At 66.0% G+C, this 16587-nt stretch carries 16 protein-coding genes and 1 pseudogene; 4 read left to right on the top strand and 13 right to left on the bottom strand.

Annotated features, from left to right (window positions below):
- Positions 1–135: 135 nt before the first annotated feature.
- Positions 136–1182, bottom strand: coding sequence for a recombinase RecA (recA, locus tag QO058_RS04875; RefSeq protein ID WP_284170718.1), 1047 nt, complete (start codon positions 1180–1182; stop codon positions 136–138).
- Positions 1183–1387: 205 nt separating this feature from the next.
- On the opposite strand from recA, the gene QO058_RS04870 reads away from it, so the two are divergent.
- Positions 1388–1906 carry a hypothetical protein gene (locus QO058_RS04870; protein ID WP_284170716.1) on the top strand — a complete coding sequence of 173 codons (519 nt, stop codon included), beginning with the start codon at positions 1388–1390 and terminating at the stop codon, positions 1904–1906.
- Here QO058_RS04870 and QO058_RS04865 read toward each other — a convergent pair.
- Positions 1841–2380: a hypothetical protein gene (locus QO058_RS04865; protein WP_284170714.1), complete on the bottom strand. Its 540-nt coding sequence runs from the start codon at positions 2378–2380 to the stop codon at positions 1841–1843. The two genes, QO058_RS04870 and QO058_RS04865, sit on opposite strands and share 66 nt — an antisense overlap.
- A gap of 39 nt (positions 2381–2419) precedes the next feature.
- The gene (locus QO058_RS04860) at positions 2420–2998 is read right to left on the bottom strand and encodes a TetR/AcrR family transcriptional regulator (protein WP_284170712.1); all 579 of its coding nucleotides are present in this window, start codon (positions 2996–2998) and stop codon (positions 2420–2422) included.
- Between the two features lie 85 nt (positions 2999–3083).
- Here QO058_RS04860 and QO058_RS04855 point away from each other — a divergent pair, with 85 nt between their 5' ends.
- Both QO058_RS04855 and QO058_RS04850 read left to right on the top strand, forming a co-directional pair.
- A complete protein-coding gene (locus tag QO058_RS04855; protein ID WP_284170711.1) occupies positions 3084–3905 on the top strand; it encodes a crotonase/enoyl-CoA hydratase family protein in 822 nt (273 codons plus the stop codon).
- A gap of 10 nt (positions 3906–3915) precedes the next feature.
- Positions 3916–4335 carry a DUF1330 domain-containing protein gene (locus QO058_RS04850; protein ID WP_284170709.1) on the top strand — a complete coding sequence of 140 codons (420 nt, stop codon included), beginning with the start codon at positions 3916–3918 and terminating at the stop codon, positions 4333–4335.
- 11 nt (positions 4336–4346) lie between these two features.
- Here QO058_RS04850 and QO058_RS04845 read toward each other — a convergent pair whose 3' ends face one another.
- The 3 genes from QO058_RS04845 to QO058_RS04835 all read right to left on the bottom strand — a co-directional run bounded on the left by QO058_RS04845 (position 4347) and on the right by QO058_RS04835 (position 9227).
- Positions 4347–4820: an ester cyclase gene (locus QO058_RS04845; RefSeq protein ID WP_284170707.1), complete on the bottom strand. Its 474-nt coding sequence runs from the start codon at positions 4818–4820 to the stop codon at positions 4347–4349.
- Positions 4821–4955: 135 nt separating this feature from the next.
- Positions 4956–8072: an efflux RND transporter permease subunit gene (locus QO058_RS04840; RefSeq protein WP_284170705.1), complete on the bottom strand. Its 3117-nt coding sequence runs from the start codon at positions 8070–8072 to the stop codon at positions 4956–4958.
- Positions 8073–8081: 9 nt separating this feature from the next.
- Complete coding sequence (locus tag QO058_RS04835) at positions 8082–9227, bottom strand: efflux RND transporter periplasmic adaptor subunit (RefSeq protein ID WP_284170704.1); 1146 nt, start codon at positions 9225–9227, stop codon at positions 8082–8084.
- Positions 9228–9508: 281 nt separating this feature from the next.
- Between QO058_RS04835 and QO058_RS04830 the strand changes: the two genes are divergently transcribed.
- Positions 9509–10246 carry a methyltransferase domain-containing protein gene (locus tag QO058_RS04830; protein WP_284170702.1) on the top strand — a complete coding sequence of 246 codons (738 nt, stop codon included), beginning with the start codon at positions 9509–9511 and terminating at the stop codon, positions 10244–10246.
- Positions 10247–10439: 193 nt separating this feature from the next.
- Here the strand turns inward: QO058_RS04830 and cckA are convergent, their stop codons facing one another.
- The 7 genes and pseudogenes from cckA to flgB all read right to left on the bottom strand — a co-directional run bounded on the left by cckA (position 10440) and on the right by flgB (position 16429).
- A complete protein-coding gene (cckA, locus tag QO058_RS04825; protein ID WP_284170700.1) occupies positions 10440–12944 on the bottom strand; it encodes a cell cycle histidine kinase CckA in 2505 nt (834 codons plus the stop codon).
- An 87-nt stretch (positions 12945–13031) separates the two neighbouring features.
- Positions 13032–14099, bottom strand: coding sequence for a flagellar biosynthesis protein FlhB (gene flhB, locus QO058_RS04820; RefSeq protein WP_284170698.1), 1068 nt, complete (start codon positions 14097–14099; stop codon positions 13032–13034).
- 12 nt (positions 14100–14111) lie between these two features.
- Positions 14112–14870 (bottom strand): flagellar biosynthetic protein FliR, encoded by a 759-nt coding sequence (gene fliR / locus QO058_RS04815; RefSeq protein ID WP_284170696.1) that lies wholly within the window; start codon positions 14868–14870, stop codon positions 14112–14114.
- An 83-nt stretch (positions 14871–14953) separates the two neighbouring features.
- Positions 14954–15220 carry a flagellar biosynthesis protein FliQ gene (gene fliQ / locus QO058_RS04810; protein ID WP_092162364.1) on the bottom strand — a complete coding sequence of 89 codons (267 nt, stop codon included), beginning with the start codon at positions 15218–15220 and terminating at the stop codon, positions 14954–14956.
- 41 nt (positions 15221–15261) lie between these two features.
- A pseudogene (fliE, locus tag QO058_RS04805) lies at positions 15262–15595 on the bottom strand (flagellar hook-basal body complex protein FliE).
- Positions 15596–15623: 28 nt separating this feature from the next.
- Positions 15624–16034 (bottom strand): flagellar basal body rod protein FlgC, encoded by a 411-nt coding sequence (gene flgC, locus QO058_RS04800; protein ID WP_284170692.1) that lies wholly within the window; start codon positions 16032–16034, stop codon positions 15624–15626.
- 11 nt (positions 16035–16045) lie between these two features.
- Positions 16046–16429 carry a flagellar basal body rod protein FlgB gene (flgB, locus tag QO058_RS04795; protein WP_284170691.1) on the bottom strand — a complete coding sequence of 128 codons (384 nt, stop codon included), beginning with the start codon at positions 16427–16429 and terminating at the stop codon, positions 16046–16048.
- Between the last annotated feature and the right edge of the window lie 158 nt (positions 16430–16587).

Below are 16587 nucleotides of genomic sequence, written 5' to 3'. Positions count from 1 at the left end.
CTAGTCAGCGCGCTTACGCCTGTCCAGAAAGCGCCCGCAAGGACGCAGTACCGGCAAGCTGCTGACCACAAAACGGAAACGGGCGGCCCAAAGGCCGCCCGTCGACTTAACAACTCAGTGCCTTGATTTGAAGGCTTAGGCCTCACCCTCGTCCAGGTCCTCTGCGCTCGGGTCGGCATTGTCGAGGATGCGCTCGGCGACGAGACCGGAATTCTGCCGGATCGTCGCTTCGATCTTTGCTGCGACGTCGGGGTTGGCCTTGAGGAAGGCCTTGGCGTTCTCGCGGCCCTGGCCAAGGCGCTGGCTGTCGAAGGAGAACCAGGAGCCCGATTTCTCGACCATGCCGGCCTTGACGCCGAGATCGATCAATTCGCCGGATTTCGAGATGCCCTCGCCGAACATGATGTCGAACTCGACCTGTTTGAAGGGCGGCGCGACCTTGTTCTTGACGACCTTGACGCGGACCTGGTTGCCGGTCGCCTCGTCGCGCTCCTTCAGTGTCGAGACGCGGCGGATGTCGAGGCGCACCGAGGCGTAGAACTTCAACGCATTGCCGCCGGTGGTGGTCTCGGGTGAGCCGTACATCACGCCGATCTTCATGCGGATTTGGTTGATGAAGATGACCATGCAGTTCGAGCGCGAGATCGAGGCGGTGAGCTTGCGCAGCGCCTGGCTCATCAGGCGGGCCTGCAGGCCGGGCTGGACGTCGCCCATCTCACCCTCGATCTCGGCGCGCGGCGTCAGCGCAGCGACCGAGTCGATGACGAGCACGTCGATAGCGCCAGAGCGGACCAGCGTGTCGGTGATCTCGAGCGCCTGCTCGCCGGTGTCTGGCTGGGAGATCAGAAGATCATCGAGATTGACGCCGAGCTTGCGGGCATAGACCGGGTCGAGCGCATGCTCGGCATCGACGAAGGCGCAGACGCCGCCCTTCTTCTGTGCTTCCGCGATGGTGTGGAGTGCAAGCGTGGTCTTGCCGGAGGATTCAGGCCCATAGATCTCGATGACGCGGCCCCGGGGCAGGCCGCCGACGCCGAGCGCGATATCGAGGCCGAGCGAACCGGTCGAGACCGTCTCGATCTCGATCGCCTGCTGGTTCTTGCCCAGGCGCATGATCGAGCCCTTGCCGAAAGCCCGTTCGATCTGCGAGAGCGCTGCGTCGAGCGCCTTGGCCTTATCCATCGAAGAGCCTTCCACGAGCCTGAGATTCGCCTGATTCACGACGTGCGCTCCTTATGGCAGGGGCGCGACCACATCTCAATCCGCGCCATGGAGACGACTATGGTCATGGTTTGTTCTCTCTCGCAAGTTCTTTTTTGTTCTCGTTTGAGTGCGCGCTGGTTGTGGATCAGGGAAGCGAATACGATCGGCCCGAGGAGCGTGAGGCTTGATGCGCAAATCCCTGATCCGCCTGCTTCTCATCCCGCTCGACATCGTCGTCGGGCTCGTCATCCTGCTCGACGAGTTGCTGTGGCCGCTCTACCGGCCGCTGATCGCCCGGTTCGCCTCGCTGCGGCTGGTGGCGCGGCTCGAGGCGGCGATCGGACGGCTGCCGCCCTATGGCGCGCTCATCGCTCTCGCGATTCCCTTCGCCATCGTCGAGCCGCTGAAGCTGCTCGGCCTGCTGTTCCTGGCGCGCGGAGCGTTCACGGCCGGCATCGTCACGACGGTGATCGGCCATCTCGCCGGTTTCCTCCTGGTCGAGCGCGTCTACCATGCCGGGCGGGCGCAACTCCTCACCATTCCCTGGTTCGCCCGGATCATGGGCTGGATCGACGCGATCCGGCAGGTGGTGATCGGCCGGATCAAGGCGAGCGCAGCCTGGCGGCGGGCAGTTGCATTAGGGCAGGCGGCGCGGGAGCGCTTGCGTGGCTTGAAGCTCTGGTTCGCTCGCCGACGTGCCTGAGGGACCGACTTCAACCTCCGGCTCGGCCTGCCAGGCGGCGGCGAGCCGCTCCAGTTCCAGCGTGTAGCAGTAGACGGCGAACACGATCGCGAGGAGCAGGCTGGAGCGCCAGGCCAGGGTGAAGCTGTCAGAGAGTTTCGTCAGCTCCGGCAGATGGCGCAGGAAGTAGATCGAGGCGAGTGCGCCGCCGACGATCGCCCCGAGACGGGCGGCGAACGCCAGGACATGTCCAAGAGGCAGGCTGCGGAAGCCTTGCGGCACCGGCAGCAGATAAAGCCGCGTCCAGTAACAGCATTGGCCGAGCAGCGCCGCCACACAGACCTGCGCCAGAATCTCACTCGGCAGCGTCTGCTGCTGGCCGATCCGCTCAACCAGGATGCGGAAGGCGGTGTGGATATGGAAGAGGATCACCAGCGCGCAGAGGGTCTGCACGATCAGCAGCAACGTGTAGGCGAGGACGGGCCGTCGCGTCATGGGCGCACGATAAATCGCAGCCCGGTGCTGATCAACGCGCTAGCCTCGAAACGAGCCTGCGGCGAGAGCAGCGGCGGCGCGCCCGGCGGCCTCGACATAGGCGGGGTCGCGGTGGACGAGCATGACCGAGAAGGCGCCGTCCATCAGCAGCACGACCTGGCGGGCGAGCTCGTCTGGCGCGGCGGCGCCGTGGTCGGCACATGCGGCGGCGAGCCACCGCTCGAAGCCGGCCTTGTGGCGCGCGCCGATCTTGATGGCGGGATGGCCGGGCAGGTTGGCGAGCTCGGCGGCGGTGCGCAGGAAACCGCAGCCTTTCCAGCGGGGATGCCGGGCCGAGCGCGCGAGGTTCTGGAAGATCGCCTCGATCTTCTGCGGCAGCCCGCCTTCGGCCTTGTCGAACCAGCCGGCCATCAGCTTGAGATTGGGCTGGTCGCGCGCCTCGAGATAGGCGGCGACGAGCTCGTCCTTGCTTTCGAAATGATAATAGAGCGTGCGCTTGGTGACGCCTGCCTTCTCGGCGACGGCGTCGACGCTGACGGCGCGGATGCCCTCGCCATAGAAGAGCTTGCTGGCGGCCTCGATGATGCGGGTGCGCGTCGGCTTGTCGGGTTCGGCCATGCTTCATGTATACCGTACAGGTAGTATACATCGTCAAGCTCGGAGCGCAGCTTCGACCGGTCGAAACCGGAAGAAGGCCAAGGCGATGCCCGAGAATGATCCCGTCCTGATTCAACAGCGCGAGGCGATCGCGACGCTGACGCTGAACCGCCCCGAGAAGCTCAATGCACTGAGCTACGGGCTGATCGACCGCATGCTCGAACTGCTCGATGCGATCGAGGTCGATCCGTCCATCCGCGCGGTGATCCTGACTGGCGCCGGCGAGCGCGCCTTCTCGGCCGGTGGCGACATCCACGAATTCTCGCAGAGCGTTGCGGCCGGGCCGGAGCAGGCGGTGCGCGATTTCGTTCGCCGCGGCCAGGCCCTGACGGCGCGGCTGGAAGCCTTCGGCAAGCCGGTGATCGCGGCAGTGAACGGGCTTGCCTATGGCGGTGGCTGCGAGGTCACTGAGGCGGTGCCGCTCGCCATCGCCAGCGAGCGGGCGATGTTCGCCAAGCCGGAGATCAATCTCGGCATGCCGCCGACCTTCGGCGGGACGCAGCGCCTGCCACGGCTGGCCCGCCGCAAGCGCGCGCTGGAATTGCTCCTGACCGGCGATCCGTTCACGCCGCAGCGGGCGCTCGAGCTGGGGCTGATCAATGCGGTCGTGCCGCATGAGGAGTTGCTGCCGGCGGCGCATGCGCTGGCGGCGCGTATCCTGCGGCACTCATCGTTGGCTGCGGCGAGCATCCTCACCGCGGTGACGCGCGGCATCAACGCCAGCATCGCCGAGGGGCTGCTGATCGAGAGCGAGCAGTTCGCCCGCGTCGTGCCGACGGCCGATCTGCGCGAGGGGCTCGACGCCTGGATGGCGCGGCGCCAGCCGATCTATTCCGGCGATTGGTCGCTGGTCGCCAAAGCCAGCTGAGGGGGTGGGGATGAGCGATCATACGAGCTTCAGCCGCGAGACCTTCGCCGCCTTCCGTGCCGACAACCGACCGGGCCCGGTGCAGATGCTGAACCTGATCCGGCTCAATGCCGAGGCGCAGTATCCGGACGGCCCGCATGGCGGAGGCCGGGAGGCCTTCGCGGCCTATGGCCGGATCAGCGCGCCGGTGCTGGCCCGGCTCGGCGGGCGCATTCTCTGGCGCGGCAGCTTCGAGCAGATGCTGATCGGTCCGAGGGGAGAGCGCTGGGACATCTGCTTCATCGCCGAATATCCCAGCGTCGAGGCCTTCGCCGCCCTGTTCCGCGACCCGATCTATCGCGAGGCGATGGTGCACCGGCAGGCGGCGGTGAAGGATTGCCGATTGATCCGGCTGGAATCGCGGGAGGCGGGCGTAACCTTCGCCGGATAGGGCAGGGTCGCTCAGCCCTGCTTCAGGCGCCCGATCAGGCCATGGATGTCGCCGAGCACGAAGAGGTCGCGGACGCGGCCGTCCTCGAAGGTGAAGGCCGGTGCGCCATGCCACCAGACATGGCGGCCGCTCGGCGGCACCCCGAACATCTCGCGACGATGGAAGCCGTGGAAGCGCAGCCGGCCGAAGACGCGGTTGCCTTCCTCGACCAGCGCGAGAATGTCGGAGGTGTACTCGCCGAGCGAGTCGGTGACCCAGTCGACATAACCCGCGAATTCGCGATGACCGCGCAGGACCGGGCCGAGCGAGCCGCGGAAGGTGAAGTCCTCATGGAAGATCCGCGGGATCAGCGACTTGTCGGCATGGTCCCACATCTCCTTGTAGAAGACCCTGACGATCTCCTTCTGCGGCGAGAGCGCTACGCCATCGAAGGCGAACGCGGGTTCGTCCTGCGGTGCGTCTCGTCCTTCCGGCATCTGCGTCATGCTCGGCTCTCCTTCGATGTCGCAAGCTCCGCTGAAAACGCGGCGGACGAGACGTCAAATATCGCAAACCGCCATTGGGAAACCGCGCATGCCGGGCAGGTGTTGGAACCTCCGCCCACTGCGGCCAGCGTCTGATCAACCTGCTGCGCGCGGTGGTTCCACCATGGCGGGCGCGGCCGTTTTCGAGCCGCCGAGCCGACGCGAGAGGCCCTCCATGGCCAGGAAAATCACCGGGGTAATGAACAGGGTTAGCACCTGCGAGACGATCAGCCCTCCGACCACGGCGAGGCCGAGCGGCTGGCGCAGTTCGGCGCTGGCGCCGGCCCCGATCGCGATCGGCAAGGCGCCGAGGATCGCCGCCAGCGTCGTCATGATGATCGGCCGGAAGCGGCGCAGGCACGCCTCGCGGATCGCGGTTTCAGGTGGCTCGCCGGCGCGCTGCAATTCGAGCGCGACGTCGATCATCATGATCGCGTTCTTCTTGACGATGCCGATCAGCATCAAAAGCCCGATCACGGCGATGACCGATAGGTCGAGGCCGAAGAGCTTCAGCGTCAGAAGCGCGCCGAGCGCCGCTGCCGGCAGGCCGGTCAGGATGGTCAGCGGGTGGATGAAACTCTCATAGAGAATGCCGAGCACGATGTAGATCGTCAGCACGGCGCCGGCGATCAGCAGGCCCTGGTTGCCGAGCGACTGCTCGAAGGTCTTGGCGACGCCGGCGAAGCTGGTGCCGATCTGTGGCGGCAGGTTAAGTCCGGCCTTGATCGTGTCGATGCGCTGGACGGCTTCGCCGAGCGCGCGGCCGGCGGGCAGATTGAAGGAGAGGGTGACGGCCGGGAGCTGGCCCAGCTGGTTGACGGTCAGGGGGCCGGCCTTGCGCTCGATCCTGGCGAAGGTGCCGAGCGGGATGAGTGCGCCGGAGGCGGAGCGGAATCGGACCTGATCGAGCCGGTCGTTCGACCATTCGATGTCGGGATTGAACTCGATGATCACCTCATAGCTGTCGCTGGTCGTATAGATCGTCGAGATCTGGCGCACGCCGAAGCCGGAATAGAGGCTGGAGCGCAGCACGTCGGCGCTGATGCCCAGCGACTGCGCCTTGGACCGGTCGACGACGAGGTTGGCGAGCAGGGCCTTGTTCTGCAGGTCGGTGGTGACGTCGACGAAGAGCGGGTCGTGCTGCAGTGCCTCCAGCATCTTGCCCGACCAGTCGGAGAGTGCTGCCTGGTCGATCGCCTGCATCACGAACTGGTACTGGCTCTTCGAGGAGCGCGCGCCGATGTTCAGGTTCTGCACAGGCGACATGTAGGCCGCGATGCCGGGAATGGCCGCGAGCTCGCGGCGCAGGTCGGCGAGCATCTGCTGCAAGGGCGGGCGCTGCGCCTTCGGCTTCAGCTCGACGAAGAGCCGCCCGGCATTGAGGCTGCCGGACGAGCCGCCTGAGCCGATGGTCGAGGCGACATGGGCGACATAGGGCGAGCGCCGGAAGACCTCCTCGACCTTCTGCTGCAGCGCCGACATGGCGTCGAAGGAGATATCCTGGCGCGCCTCGGTCGCGACCTGCAACTGGCCGATATCCTCCTGCGGGAAGAAGCCCTTGGGGATGGTCATCACCAGCCAGGCGCTGGCGGCGACGCTGGCGACGAAGATCATCAGCACGACGCGCCGGTATTTCAGGCTGAGGTCGAGGCCGGCGCGGTAGGCGCCGAGCACGGCGTCGAAGCCGCGTTCGAGGAAGGCGAGCCGGTCCTTACCCTCGCCGTGGCCGGCCGCGCTGGCGCCGAGCCGCGCGCACATCATCGGCGTCAGCGTCAGCGAGACGAAGGCCGAGGCGAGGATGGCGACGGTGACCACGACGGCGAACTCGTTGAAGACGCGCCCGATCACGCCGCCCATCAGCAGCACCGGGATGAAGACGGCGACCAACGAGAGCGAGATCGAGATGATGGTGAAGCCGATCTCGCTCGAGCCCTTCAGCGCCGCGTCGAAGGCCGAGAGCCCGTCCTCCTCCATATGCCGGACGATGTTTTCGAGCATGACGATGGCGTCGTCGACGACGAGGCCGACCGCGAGCGTCAGGCCGAGCAGCGAGATGTTGTCGATCGAGAAGTCGAACAGGTACATCGCGCCCAGCGTCGCGATCAGCGAGATCGGTACGGCGACGGCCGGGATCAGCGTCGCGGTGAAGCGGCGCAGGAAGAGGAAGATCACCGCGACGACCAGCACGATCGTCAGCCCGAGCGTGAACTGCACATCCTCGACCGCCTGGCGGATCGAGGCGGAACGGTCATTGAGCAAACCGAGCGTGGTCGCCGGCGGCAGCAGCGACTGCATCTGGCCGATCGCTGTCCTGACGCGGTCGACGACCTGGACGGTATTGGCATCGGGCTGGCGGAAAACCGCGACGACGAGGGCGCGCGAACCATCATACCAGCTGGCGAGCTGGAGGTTCTCGACTGAGTCGATCACCTTGGCGACGTCGCCGAGCCGGACCGGGCGACCGTCGCGGGTGGCGATGATGATGTCGGCAAAGTGCGCGGCGTTGGCAAGCTGGGTCTCGGCTTCGATCGTCAACTGCTGCGGGCCGGACTGCATGGTGCCGACCGGGGTATTGACGTTGGCGGCGGTGATCGCCGTCTGCAGATCGTTGATGCCGATGCCGCGGGCGGCGAGCGCGGTCGGGTCGACCTGGATGCGCACCGCGTATTTCTGGCTGCCGAAGATCTGGACCTGGGCCACGCCCTCGACCGTGGAGAGCGTCGGTGAGAGCACCTGCTGGACGAAGGCGTCGATCTTGGAGAGCGGGGTGACCTCGCTCTTTAGCGCCAGCAGCAGGATCGGGGCGTCGGCGGGGTTGAACTTGCGGTAGCTCGGCGGCGTCGTCATGTCGACGGGGAGCTGGCGCTGGGTCCGGGCGATGGCGGCCTGGACGTCGGCGGCCGCGGCGTCGATGTCACGGTCGAGCGCGAACTGGATCGCGATCGAGGTCGTGCCGAGCGCGTTGGTGGTCGCGATCGAGTCGATGCCGGCGATAGTGGCGAACTGCTTGATCAATGGCGTCGCCACCGAGGTCGCCATGATCTCGGGCGAGGCGCCGGGCAATTGCGCGGAGACGTTGACGACCGGGAACTCAGCCCGCGGCAGCGCCGCGACCGGCAGCGAGCGCCAGGCGAACAGGCCGCCGAGGATAAGCGCGCACGACATCAGGATCGTCGCGACCGGATGGCGGATGCAGAAGGCGGAGACCGACATGGCGCGCCCTCAAGGATTGCTGGTTGGCGGGGCGGCCAGCCTGATCTTGGCGCCGGGCGCCAGCCGCGACTGGCCCTCGGTGACGATTTTCTCGTCCTGCGACAGCCCCGATGCGAGCGCTGCGACGCCGTTCTCGTTGGAGGCGACCTTGACCGGCCTCGCCTCGACCGTGTCGTCGGATTTAGCGACGTAGACGAAGGGGCCTTTCTGCCCCTCCTGCAGCGCGACCGAGGGCACGGTGACGGCGCCGGGCAGCATGCCGAGCTGGACGACAACATCGACATATTGCCCCGGCCAGAGCCGGTGCGGCTCGTTCGTGAACAGCGCCTTCACGCTGACCGTGCCCGAGGGGATGTCGACCGCGGAATCGATGAAGGAGAGATCGCCGGTGGCAAGTTCCTCGCGCGTGCCGGAGGCGAAGGCGGTGACTTTCGCCGGCGTTTGCGCCTTCGCCGCGGCCTGCACCAGGGTCAGGTCGCGCTCGGGCAGGGTGAAGGTGACGCGGATCGGGGCGAGCTGCGTCACCGTCACGAGATTGCTGTTGGCGTCGTTGACCCGCACCGCGTTGCCCGGCGTTGCCGTGATGGCGCCGAGCCGGCCGGAGATCGGCGCGGTGATCGTGGTGTAACCGAGCCGGACGCGGTCGAGCGCCAATGTCGCCTCGTCAGCCTTGACGGCGGCGTTGGCGACCGCCTCGTCGGCGGTCGCCTGGTCGAGGGCCTGCTGCGTGCCGGCCCCCTTGTCGACCAGGCTCTTCTGGCGGGCGAGATCGGCGCGCTTTTGTGCCACCGTGGCCTTGTCGCGCTCGACATTGGCCTCGTCGCGGGCGACCTGCGCCTTGAGTTCGCGATCGTCGAGGGTGAAGAGCAGGTCGCCCTGCTTGACCTCCTGGCCTTCCTTGACGTGCTGGTCAGCGATGACGCCATCGAGACGGGACTTGACCGCGACGATCGCGACCGGCTCGGCGAAACCGATCGAGCGGCGTGTCACGGGCACATCGGCGCGCCCGGCGGGCACGGTTGTGACCGGCGTCGCCAGCGGCCCCGCCCGACGCTCCGCATGAGCCTGCTCCGGACCGTCCTGCGGCCTGATTACGCGATAGGCGGCGAAGGCGGCGACAGCCACCAGAAGGGCTATGATCGCGTAACGTTTCATCGAAGGTCCCGGCGCAGCGCTGTCGACGACGAGCCACCTTACAGCCAACCGCCCGAGAGCGCCTGTCCGCAGGATGAACTCTTGGTAATGCTGATCGATGGCGGAGAGACGTCGTGCCTTCGTTGCGGCCAGGAAGGGCTCAGGCCAGGGGCCGGGCCAACGTGCCTGATAAGGAGGCAAAAGCGTTGATCGGATGAGCGCCAATTCTACGAAGCCGGATGCAATTATTTAAGGTGTCAGCGTTATTGGCTTGACGGTAATTGCTCAGAAGGTCGCTCTGCATGAGTGCGCTGTCGCCGAACGAATTCAGATCGTCAATCGATCTCGAAAAACGCAAATTCCACATGAAGTCCTATTTCGAGAGCAGTTTCTATCGGCAGTATCGCGCGGCGAACATGGCTCTGGGCAGTCTGGGGCAGAATCCTCGTATCCTGTCACTTGGGGCTGGCGGAGCTTTCGTCGAGGAGGTCGTTCAGAAACATCTCGATGCTTCGGTCTTCGTCGTCGATTTCGCCGAAACCCTCAAGATCGAGGGCGAACTCTACGGGAATTTTGCCGGCATGTTCGCCGGCGACATCTCCGCTCCGGAATGGGTTTCTCCGCTCGATGCCGTCGATGCTGTCTTCTGGTTCGACAATATCGAGCATCTGCGCACGGACCCGACAGGGATCCTGCGCAAGCTGCGTGCAGCTCTGTCGGACACAGGGCAGATCTTCATAACCACCGATAATTTCGCGCGCCTGAGGAACATCCTGAAGCTGATCTTCAACCGCTCGATCGTCGCCTTGCCGCCCGATCTCTTCGCCGATGTCGATTTCGAGCACGAATATGTCCACCGGCGCGAATATACCCGGCCGGAGCTGGAAACCTGCCTCGCCAATGCAGGTTTGAGGCTCATGGAAGTCGAGATGCTCTGGCAGAGCCCGTCGGAAAGCCTGAAGAAACTGCCGTTCCGGACTTTCGAGTATCTCTTCCCGCGCTTTCGTCCGCATATGCTGATCCGGGCGCAGAAGGCCTAGGGCCTTCCGATCAGGCTGGCCGTCATTCCGGGGCAGGCCGAAGGCCTGAGCCCGGAACCCAGAGCCGATGCCATCCCTAGAAAAGCGCGTCGATCGCCGCGCCATCATACCAACCGGCATCGGTTCTGGGTTCCGGGCCCTTCGCTGCGCGAAGTCCCGGAAAGACGGCGTAGTCCTGCGCGAACTCAGCCGTTCAGCTCATCGCCGCCTTCACCGTCTCGACGAGCTGCTTCATTGTGAACGGCTTGGGTAGGAAAAGGAACTCCTCGCCCTCCGGCAGATTCTTGCGGAAGGCTTCCTCGGCATAGCCGGAGACGAAGACGACCTTGGTGGTGGGGCTGCGCTTGCGCAACTCGCCGAGCAGGGTCGGGCCGTCCATTTCGGGCATGACGACGTCGGAGATGACGAGGTCGATCTTGCCTTCGTGCTGTATGAACAATTCGAGCGCCTCGACACCGGAAGCGGCCTCGTGGACGGTGTAGCCGCGCGAGACCAGCATGCGGGCGTTGAGAGCGCGCACGGCGTCCTCGTCCTCGACCAGCAGGATCATGCCGGCGCCGGTATGGTCGGCGGCGACCTTCTTCGGCGCCTCCCTGGCGGCCGCCTCGGCTGCGATGTCCTCCTCGGTCGGGATGTAGCGCGGCAAGAAGATGCGGAAATTGGTGCCGCGCCCCACGACGGAATCGCAGAAGACGAAGCCGCCGGTCTGCTTGACGATGCCGTAGACCATTGAGAGGCCAAGGCCCGTGCCCTTGCCGACCTCCTTGGTGGTGAAAAAGGGCTCGAAGATCTTTTCCAGATGCTCCTGCGCGATACCGGTGCCGCTATCCTCGACCTCGAGCAGGACGTAGTCGGTGGCGGGGAGGGCCTCGTAGCCGAGCTCGCCGACCTCGGCCACCGGCACGTTGCGGGTGCGCACCTGGAGCTTGCCGCCGCTCGCCATGGCATCGCGGGCGTTGACGGCGAGGTTGACCACGACCTGCTCAAGCTGGCCGAGGTCGGCCTTGACCGGCCAGAGGTCACGACCCTGGCGGACATCGAGCGAGATCTTGTCGGCGACCACGCGCTTCAGCATCAGCGAGAGGTCGGAGAGCACGTCGCCGAGCGCCAGCACCTGCGGCCGCAAGGTCTGCCGGCGCGAGAAGGCGAGCAGCTGCCTGACCAGCGAGGCCGCTCGGTAGGCGTTCTGCTTGATCTGCATGATGTCCGGGAAGGACGGGTCGGTCGGCTTGTGGCTGGCGAGCAGGAATTCCGAGGCGTTGATGATGACCTGCAGGACGTTGTTGAAGTCGTGCGCGATGCCGCCGGCGAGCTGGCCGACTGCCTGCATCTTGCCGGCCTGGTCCATATTGTCCTTGAGCTTGCGCTCGGCGGTGGTCTCCAGCGCATAGACGATGGCGCGTTCGCCATCGGTGTCCTCGCTTGCCGGAACGGGCGAGAGATAGAGCCTGGCGGAGCGGCCTTCCTCGCCGATGAGCGCGACGTCGAGCGGGGCGATCTCGCCCTTGCCGGCGAGCGCTGCGTCGAAGGCCTGGGCGAGGGCGCCATTGCCGTTGACCAGCTCCTGGATCGTCGCCGGCTGGGCTCCGCCTTGGGTCAAGCGGGCGAAGGAGGCGTTCGAGCGCAGGATCGCGCCGGTGCGGTCGACGGTCGCGATCGCCATCGGCGTTGCGTGGAAGAAGCGGGCGAAGCGCGCCTCGGCGTCGGTGTGACGGTCGGCCCCGGCTTCGCCGGCGGCGCGGTTCAGGACCAGCGTGCGCGAGGCGCCGGCGCGCCCGTCCTGGCCGAAGGCGACCTGATGGTGCAGGCGCACCGGCAGGGACTGGCCGTTGCGGCGGCGCAGGTCGACGTCGAGCACCTCGATGCGAACATCGCCGGGCTGGCCGCGAATGGCCTGGATCAGCGCTGCGGCGTTGGGCGAGGCGATGTCGTCGAGCTGCAGGCCGCCTGAACCGAAGCGGGCGAGGTCATAGTCGAGCCAACCGGCCAGCGTGGCGTTGAGATAGGGCACCTCGCTGTCGGCATCGATCGAGAGGAAGCCGGCCGGGGCATGGTCGAGATAGTCGATCGCGTGCTGCAATTCCTGGAAGGCGTTCTCCTGGCGCTCCCGCTCGGGGGTGACGTCGGCGACGCTCCACAAGCAGGCGGGCCGGCCGGCACGGGTGATCGGCGAGACGCGCACGCGATACCAGCCGACGGCGCCGCGTTCGTTCAGGGCCGGCTCTAGCCGGATTTCCTCGGAGAGCCGACGGCCGGCGCGCGCGGCGGTGGCGAGGCGATAGATCGCCTCGGAGACCTCGGCGCGGCCCTTGAACAGGCGCTCGACCGGCGCGATCTCGCTGGCGTTGCGGGCGCCAGCGAAGGCGAGATAGGCCTCGTTGGCGTAAACGATGCGATTGTCGCCCTCGGTAACGACGACACCGTCGTCGGCACTGTCGACGATCGCCTTGGTCAGGTCGTTGCGGGCCGAGCGGCCGGCGAACTGGATCAACCCGATCGCGAAAGCGAACAGGCAGAACACGCCGACGACCGAAAGCAAGGCGAGGAGGCCGAGGATCAGCGGCTGCGCCCATTCATTGGCGATGAAGCCGAGCGCGATCGCGGCGCCGACCAGGAGCCCCGCGATCAGCAGGATGATCCCGACATGGCCGGGCCGGTCGGACCGGTCGATCGCGGTCGATGCCGTGCTTGCGCTCATTGCAGCGGGTCCGTTTTCCTTCAGTCGCCCGTCGGTGATTAACTCAGGGCAGGGCGCCAGGATATTGTCGCCTGCCCGGCCAGCGAGTTAGGCGCGGCGACGCTTCAGGCGCAAGACGTATCCGATGACTTCCGCCACTGCCTGATAGTGTTCGACAGGAATTTCGTCATCGATCTCGACGGTGGCGTAGAGCGCGCGGGCCAGAGGCGGGTTCTCCACAATCGGAATGCTGTGCTCGCCGGCGACCTCGCGGATCTTCAGCGCAATGGCATCGACGCCCTTGGCAAGGCAGATCGGTGCGCCCTGGCCTTGATCATAGAGCAGGGCGATGGCGTAGTGGGTCGGATTGGTGATGATCACTGTCGCCTTGGGCACCTGCGCCATCATGCGCGAGCGGGCGCGCTGGGCGCGCAGCTGTCGGAGCTTGGCCTTAACCTCGGGATTGCCCTCGCTGTTCTTGTACTCGTCCTTGAGTTCCTGCTTGGTCATGCGCTGGCGCTGGTACCAGGTGAAGCGCTGGTAACCGAAATCGCCGATGGCGATGACGGCGAAGATCGCGAGCACGCCGGCCATCAGCTTGATCGTCAGCACGAGCACGGCCGGCAGCAAAGCGTGCACATCCATCTGGGCGAAGCCCTGCAGGCGGTCGCGCTCGCCCCAGAGCACGATCCAGACGCCGACGCCGACCACCAGGATCTTGGCGAGGCCCTTGGCGAAATTGACCCAGGCCTCCTTGCCGAAGATGCGCTTGGCCCCAGCCATCGGCGAAATCCGGTCGAATTTCGGCATCATCGGCTCGGTGGTCCAGAGCGGCTTGTGCTGGATCAGGGCGCCGGCGAGAGCGGCGACGAGGATGAAGCCGAGTGGCAAGGCGAGCGCGGCGAACCCGGTCATCACCCCCTGGCTGGTGACATGGAAGAGGGCGGTCGGATCGTCCGAGACCTGATGGGCGTTCATCAGGAAGGAGCGCAGCGAGAGCGCCGCATCGCGGGCGGCCGAGCCCGCGGCGACCATGAGCGCCAGCGTGAAGCCGCAGAGCACGAAGAAGGTGCCGATCTCCTGCGATCTTGCAACATCGCCCTTTTCGATCGCCTGCTCGAGCTTTCGCTGGGTCGGTTCTTCTGTGCGGTCTTCGTTTTCGACGTCACCGGCCATGCCTGCGCCTCCTCACAGACCGATGAACTGGCGCAGGAAAGCGCCGAGATCGTCGAGGAAGACGCCCATCATCACGCCGACCGTGGCGAGGAGCACCAGCATGCCGCCGAGGATGGAAGCCGGTACGGCGAGGAAGAAGACCTGCATCTGCGGCATCAATCGCGCCAGCACGCCGAGGCCGAGATTGAACAGCAGGCCGAAGACGATGAAAGGCGCCGAGATCTGCACGGCGAGCGAAAAGCCCTGCGCCATCGCCTTGACCGCGAGCGTCATCACGTCGCCGATCTCGGGAAAGCCGCCGGGAGGCAGCAGCCGGTAGCTCTCATGGATGGCGGCGAGCGCGATATGGTGCAGGTCGGCCGCCAGGATCAGCGTGATCCCGAGCATGGCGAGGAAGTTGGCGAGCGAGGGGTTCTGCAGACCGCCGGTCGGGTCGACGGTGACGGCAAAGCCGAGGCCGAGGGTCTGCGCGATGATGAAGCCGGCGGTCTGCAGGGCGCCCATTAAAAGGCGCACGGTCGCGCCGATGACGAGCCCGACCAGGATCTCGCTGATCAGCAGCCCACCGAGCCCGGCCGGGTCCTGCGGTATGGTGATCGTGCTGCGCGCCATCGGCAGGATGACGAGGGAGACGAAGAAGGCGAGCGAAAGCCGGCCGCGCGCCAGAATCAAACGCTCGCCGATGCCCGGCATCAGCATCACGAGTGTGCCGACGCGCGCAAAGACCAGCACGAACAGTGCGCTGAGCTCGGGCAGGATGGCGATCTGCATCGGGCGGACCCGGCTCCCACGCCAGTGAGACGCGCCGACCGGAGCCCACCGTAAGGAGACGGTGGCGCTGGCAGGCGTGAAGCTCATTCGCCCGTGGCGATTCGGACGGCGACCCTGCCCATATAACCCGCCAGGGCATCGCCCATGAACGGCAAAAACAGCAACATGGCCGCGAAGACCGCGATGATCTTCGGGACGTAGACCAGGGTCTGCTCCTGGATCTGGGTCAGTGCCTGGATCAGCGAGACGACGAGGCCGACCACGAGCGCGATCAGCATCAGCGGAGCGCCGGCCTTGAGGAAGACGACGATGCCGTCGCGGGCGACGTCGAGGATGGCTGCGGAGGTCATGGGCTCGGATCCGGTCGGCGTTGGATGGGATAGGACGATCGTCAGACCGGCATCCGCATGATTTCCTCATAGGCGGCGATGACGCGGTCGCGCACCGCCACCAGCGTCTCGATTGCCGCTTCGCTCTCGGCGACCGCGGTGACGACGTCGACCACATTGGAGCGGCCGGCGGCGACATTTGCCGGCCTGGATATCGGCCTGACGAGCGCTCTGCGCCGTCGATTCCAGTGCCTTGCCAACGAGGGACGAGAAGTCCGGCAGGCCGGCACCGGCTCCATCGAGGCCGCCGACCGAGGCCGGCTTCTTCAGCAGGGCGCTCGTGCCCATGCCTTGCATCGAGGCGTAGGCGCCGGCGGCGAAACTCGATGTGGTCATGAGAGTAGCTCCGCTTCAGCCGGTCGCGTCAGGCGCGCAGGATGTCGATGGTGCGCTGGATCATCCGGCGCGTGGACGAGATGACGTTGAGGTTGGCCTCGTAGCTGCGCTGGGCCTCGCGCATGTCCATCGTCTCGATCAGCGAATTGACGTTGGGCATCTTGACCTGGCCGTTGGCGTCGGCGGCGGGATGGCCGGGGTCGTACTTCGTCTTGAAGTCGCTGCGGTCGCGGTTGACCCGGCCTAATTCGACGACCTGGGCGTCGAGCTCTCGGTCGAGCTTGCCCTGGAAGCTCACGATCTTGCGGCGATAGGGGTCGACGCCGGCGCGCTCGGGTGAGGAATCGGCGTTGGCCAGGTTCTCGGCGATGACGCGCATACGGCCGGCCTGACCCTTCAGGCCGGATGCGGCGACGGCGAGGCTCTTGAGCAGATCCATGACGTGGCTCCTTAGCGGCCTTTGCCGATCGCGATCTTCATCAGCCCGAGGCTCTTGCTGTAGAGCGAGGCTGCGAGCTGATAGTCGGACTGGTTTTGCGCGACCTTCATCATCTCGTCCTCGAGATTGACGCTGTTGGCGCTCGGCGTCGTTTCGAAGCGCTTGGGATCGCGCGGGTCGAAGCCGCCTTGCTGGCCGGAGAGGCCAAGATGCATCGGCGAGGTCTGCAACAGAGTCGTGCCGCCGCCAGCCGGGGAGGGCGCGCGCAGGTCATGCGGCTTGAATTTGGGGGTATCGGCATTGGAGACGTTCTCGGCGAGCAGCTTCTGGCGCGCCTGGTGCCACTGCATGCGTGTCTTCAGTGCTCCCATCAGGCCAAGGCCATTATTCGCCATGCTGCCAATCTCCCGCCGGCTCTTGCCGCAGTAGGAAATTATTGCCGGGTGCATGGTTAACGCCGGGTTAACCCGGCGCGATCTGCAAGTTCATGTTAACCATCTGCTAACCATGTTTCTCGAACTGGCGGCGCTTATGGTATAGCCAACTCCGTCTA

Origin of the sequence: Bosea vestrisii, from assembly GCF_030144325.1 — a bacterium.
Taxonomy (GTDB): Bacteria; Pseudomonadota; Alphaproteobacteria; order Rhizobiales; family Beijerinckiaceae; genus Allobosea; species Allobosea vestrisii_A.
Note: the sequence above shows the minus strand (reverse complement) of the source record. Positions and strands in the feature narration are given on the sequence as shown.

Coding starts and splice junctions, on each gene's coding strand:
- recA (WP_284170718.1), bottom strand. CDS start 1,182: ATGGATAAGGCCAAGGCGCTCGACGCAGCGCTCTCGCAGATCGAACGG.
- QO058_RS04865 (WP_284170714.1), bottom strand. CDS start 2,380: ATGACGCGACGGCCCGTCCTCGCCTACACGTTGCTGCTGATCGTGCAG.
- QO058_RS04860 (WP_284170712.1), bottom strand. CDS start 2,998: ATGGCCGAACCCGACAAGCCGACGCGCACCCGCATCATCGAGGCCGCC.
- QO058_RS04855 (WP_284170711.1), top strand. CDS start 3,084: ATGCCCGAGAATGATCCCGTCCTGATTCAACAGCGCGAGGCGATCGCG.
- QO058_RS04850 (WP_284170709.1), top strand. CDS start 3,916: ATGAGCGATCATACGAGCTTCAGCCGCGAGACCTTCGCCGCCTTCCGT.
- QO058_RS04845 (WP_284170707.1), bottom strand. CDS start 4,820: ATGACGCAGATGCCGGAAGGACGAGACGCACCGCAGGACGAACCCGCG.
- QO058_RS04840 (WP_284170705.1), bottom strand. CDS start 8,072: ATGTCGGTCTCCGCCTTCTGCATCCGCCATCCGGTCGCGACGATCCTG.
- QO058_RS04835 (WP_284170704.1), bottom strand. CDS start 9,227: ATGAAACGTTACGCGATCATAGCCCTTCTGGTGGCTGTCGCCGCCTTC.
- QO058_RS04830 (WP_284170702.1), top strand. CDS start 9,509: ATGAGTGCGCTGTCGCCGAACGAATTCAGATCGTCAATCGATCTCGAA.
- cckA (WP_284170700.1), bottom strand. CDS start 12,944: ATGAGCGCAAGCACGGCATCGACCGCGATCGACCGGTCCGACCGGCCC.
- flhB (WP_284170698.1), bottom strand. CDS start 14,099: ATGGCCGGTGACGTCGAAAACGAAGACCGCACAGAAGAACCGACCCAG.
- fliR (WP_284170696.1), bottom strand. CDS start 14,870: ATGCAGATCGCCATCCTGCCCGAGCTCAGCGCACTGTTCGTGCTGGTC.
- fliQ (WP_092162364.1), bottom strand. CDS start 15,220: ATGACCTCCGCAGCCATCCTCGACGTCGCCCGCGACGGCATCGTCGTC.
- flgC (WP_284170692.1), bottom strand. CDS start 16,034: ATGGATCTGCTCAAGAGCCTCGCCGTCGCCGCATCCGGCCTGAAGGGT.
- flgB (WP_284170691.1), bottom strand. CDS start 16,429: ATGGCGAATAATGGCCTTGGCCTGATGGGAGCACTGAAGACACGCATG.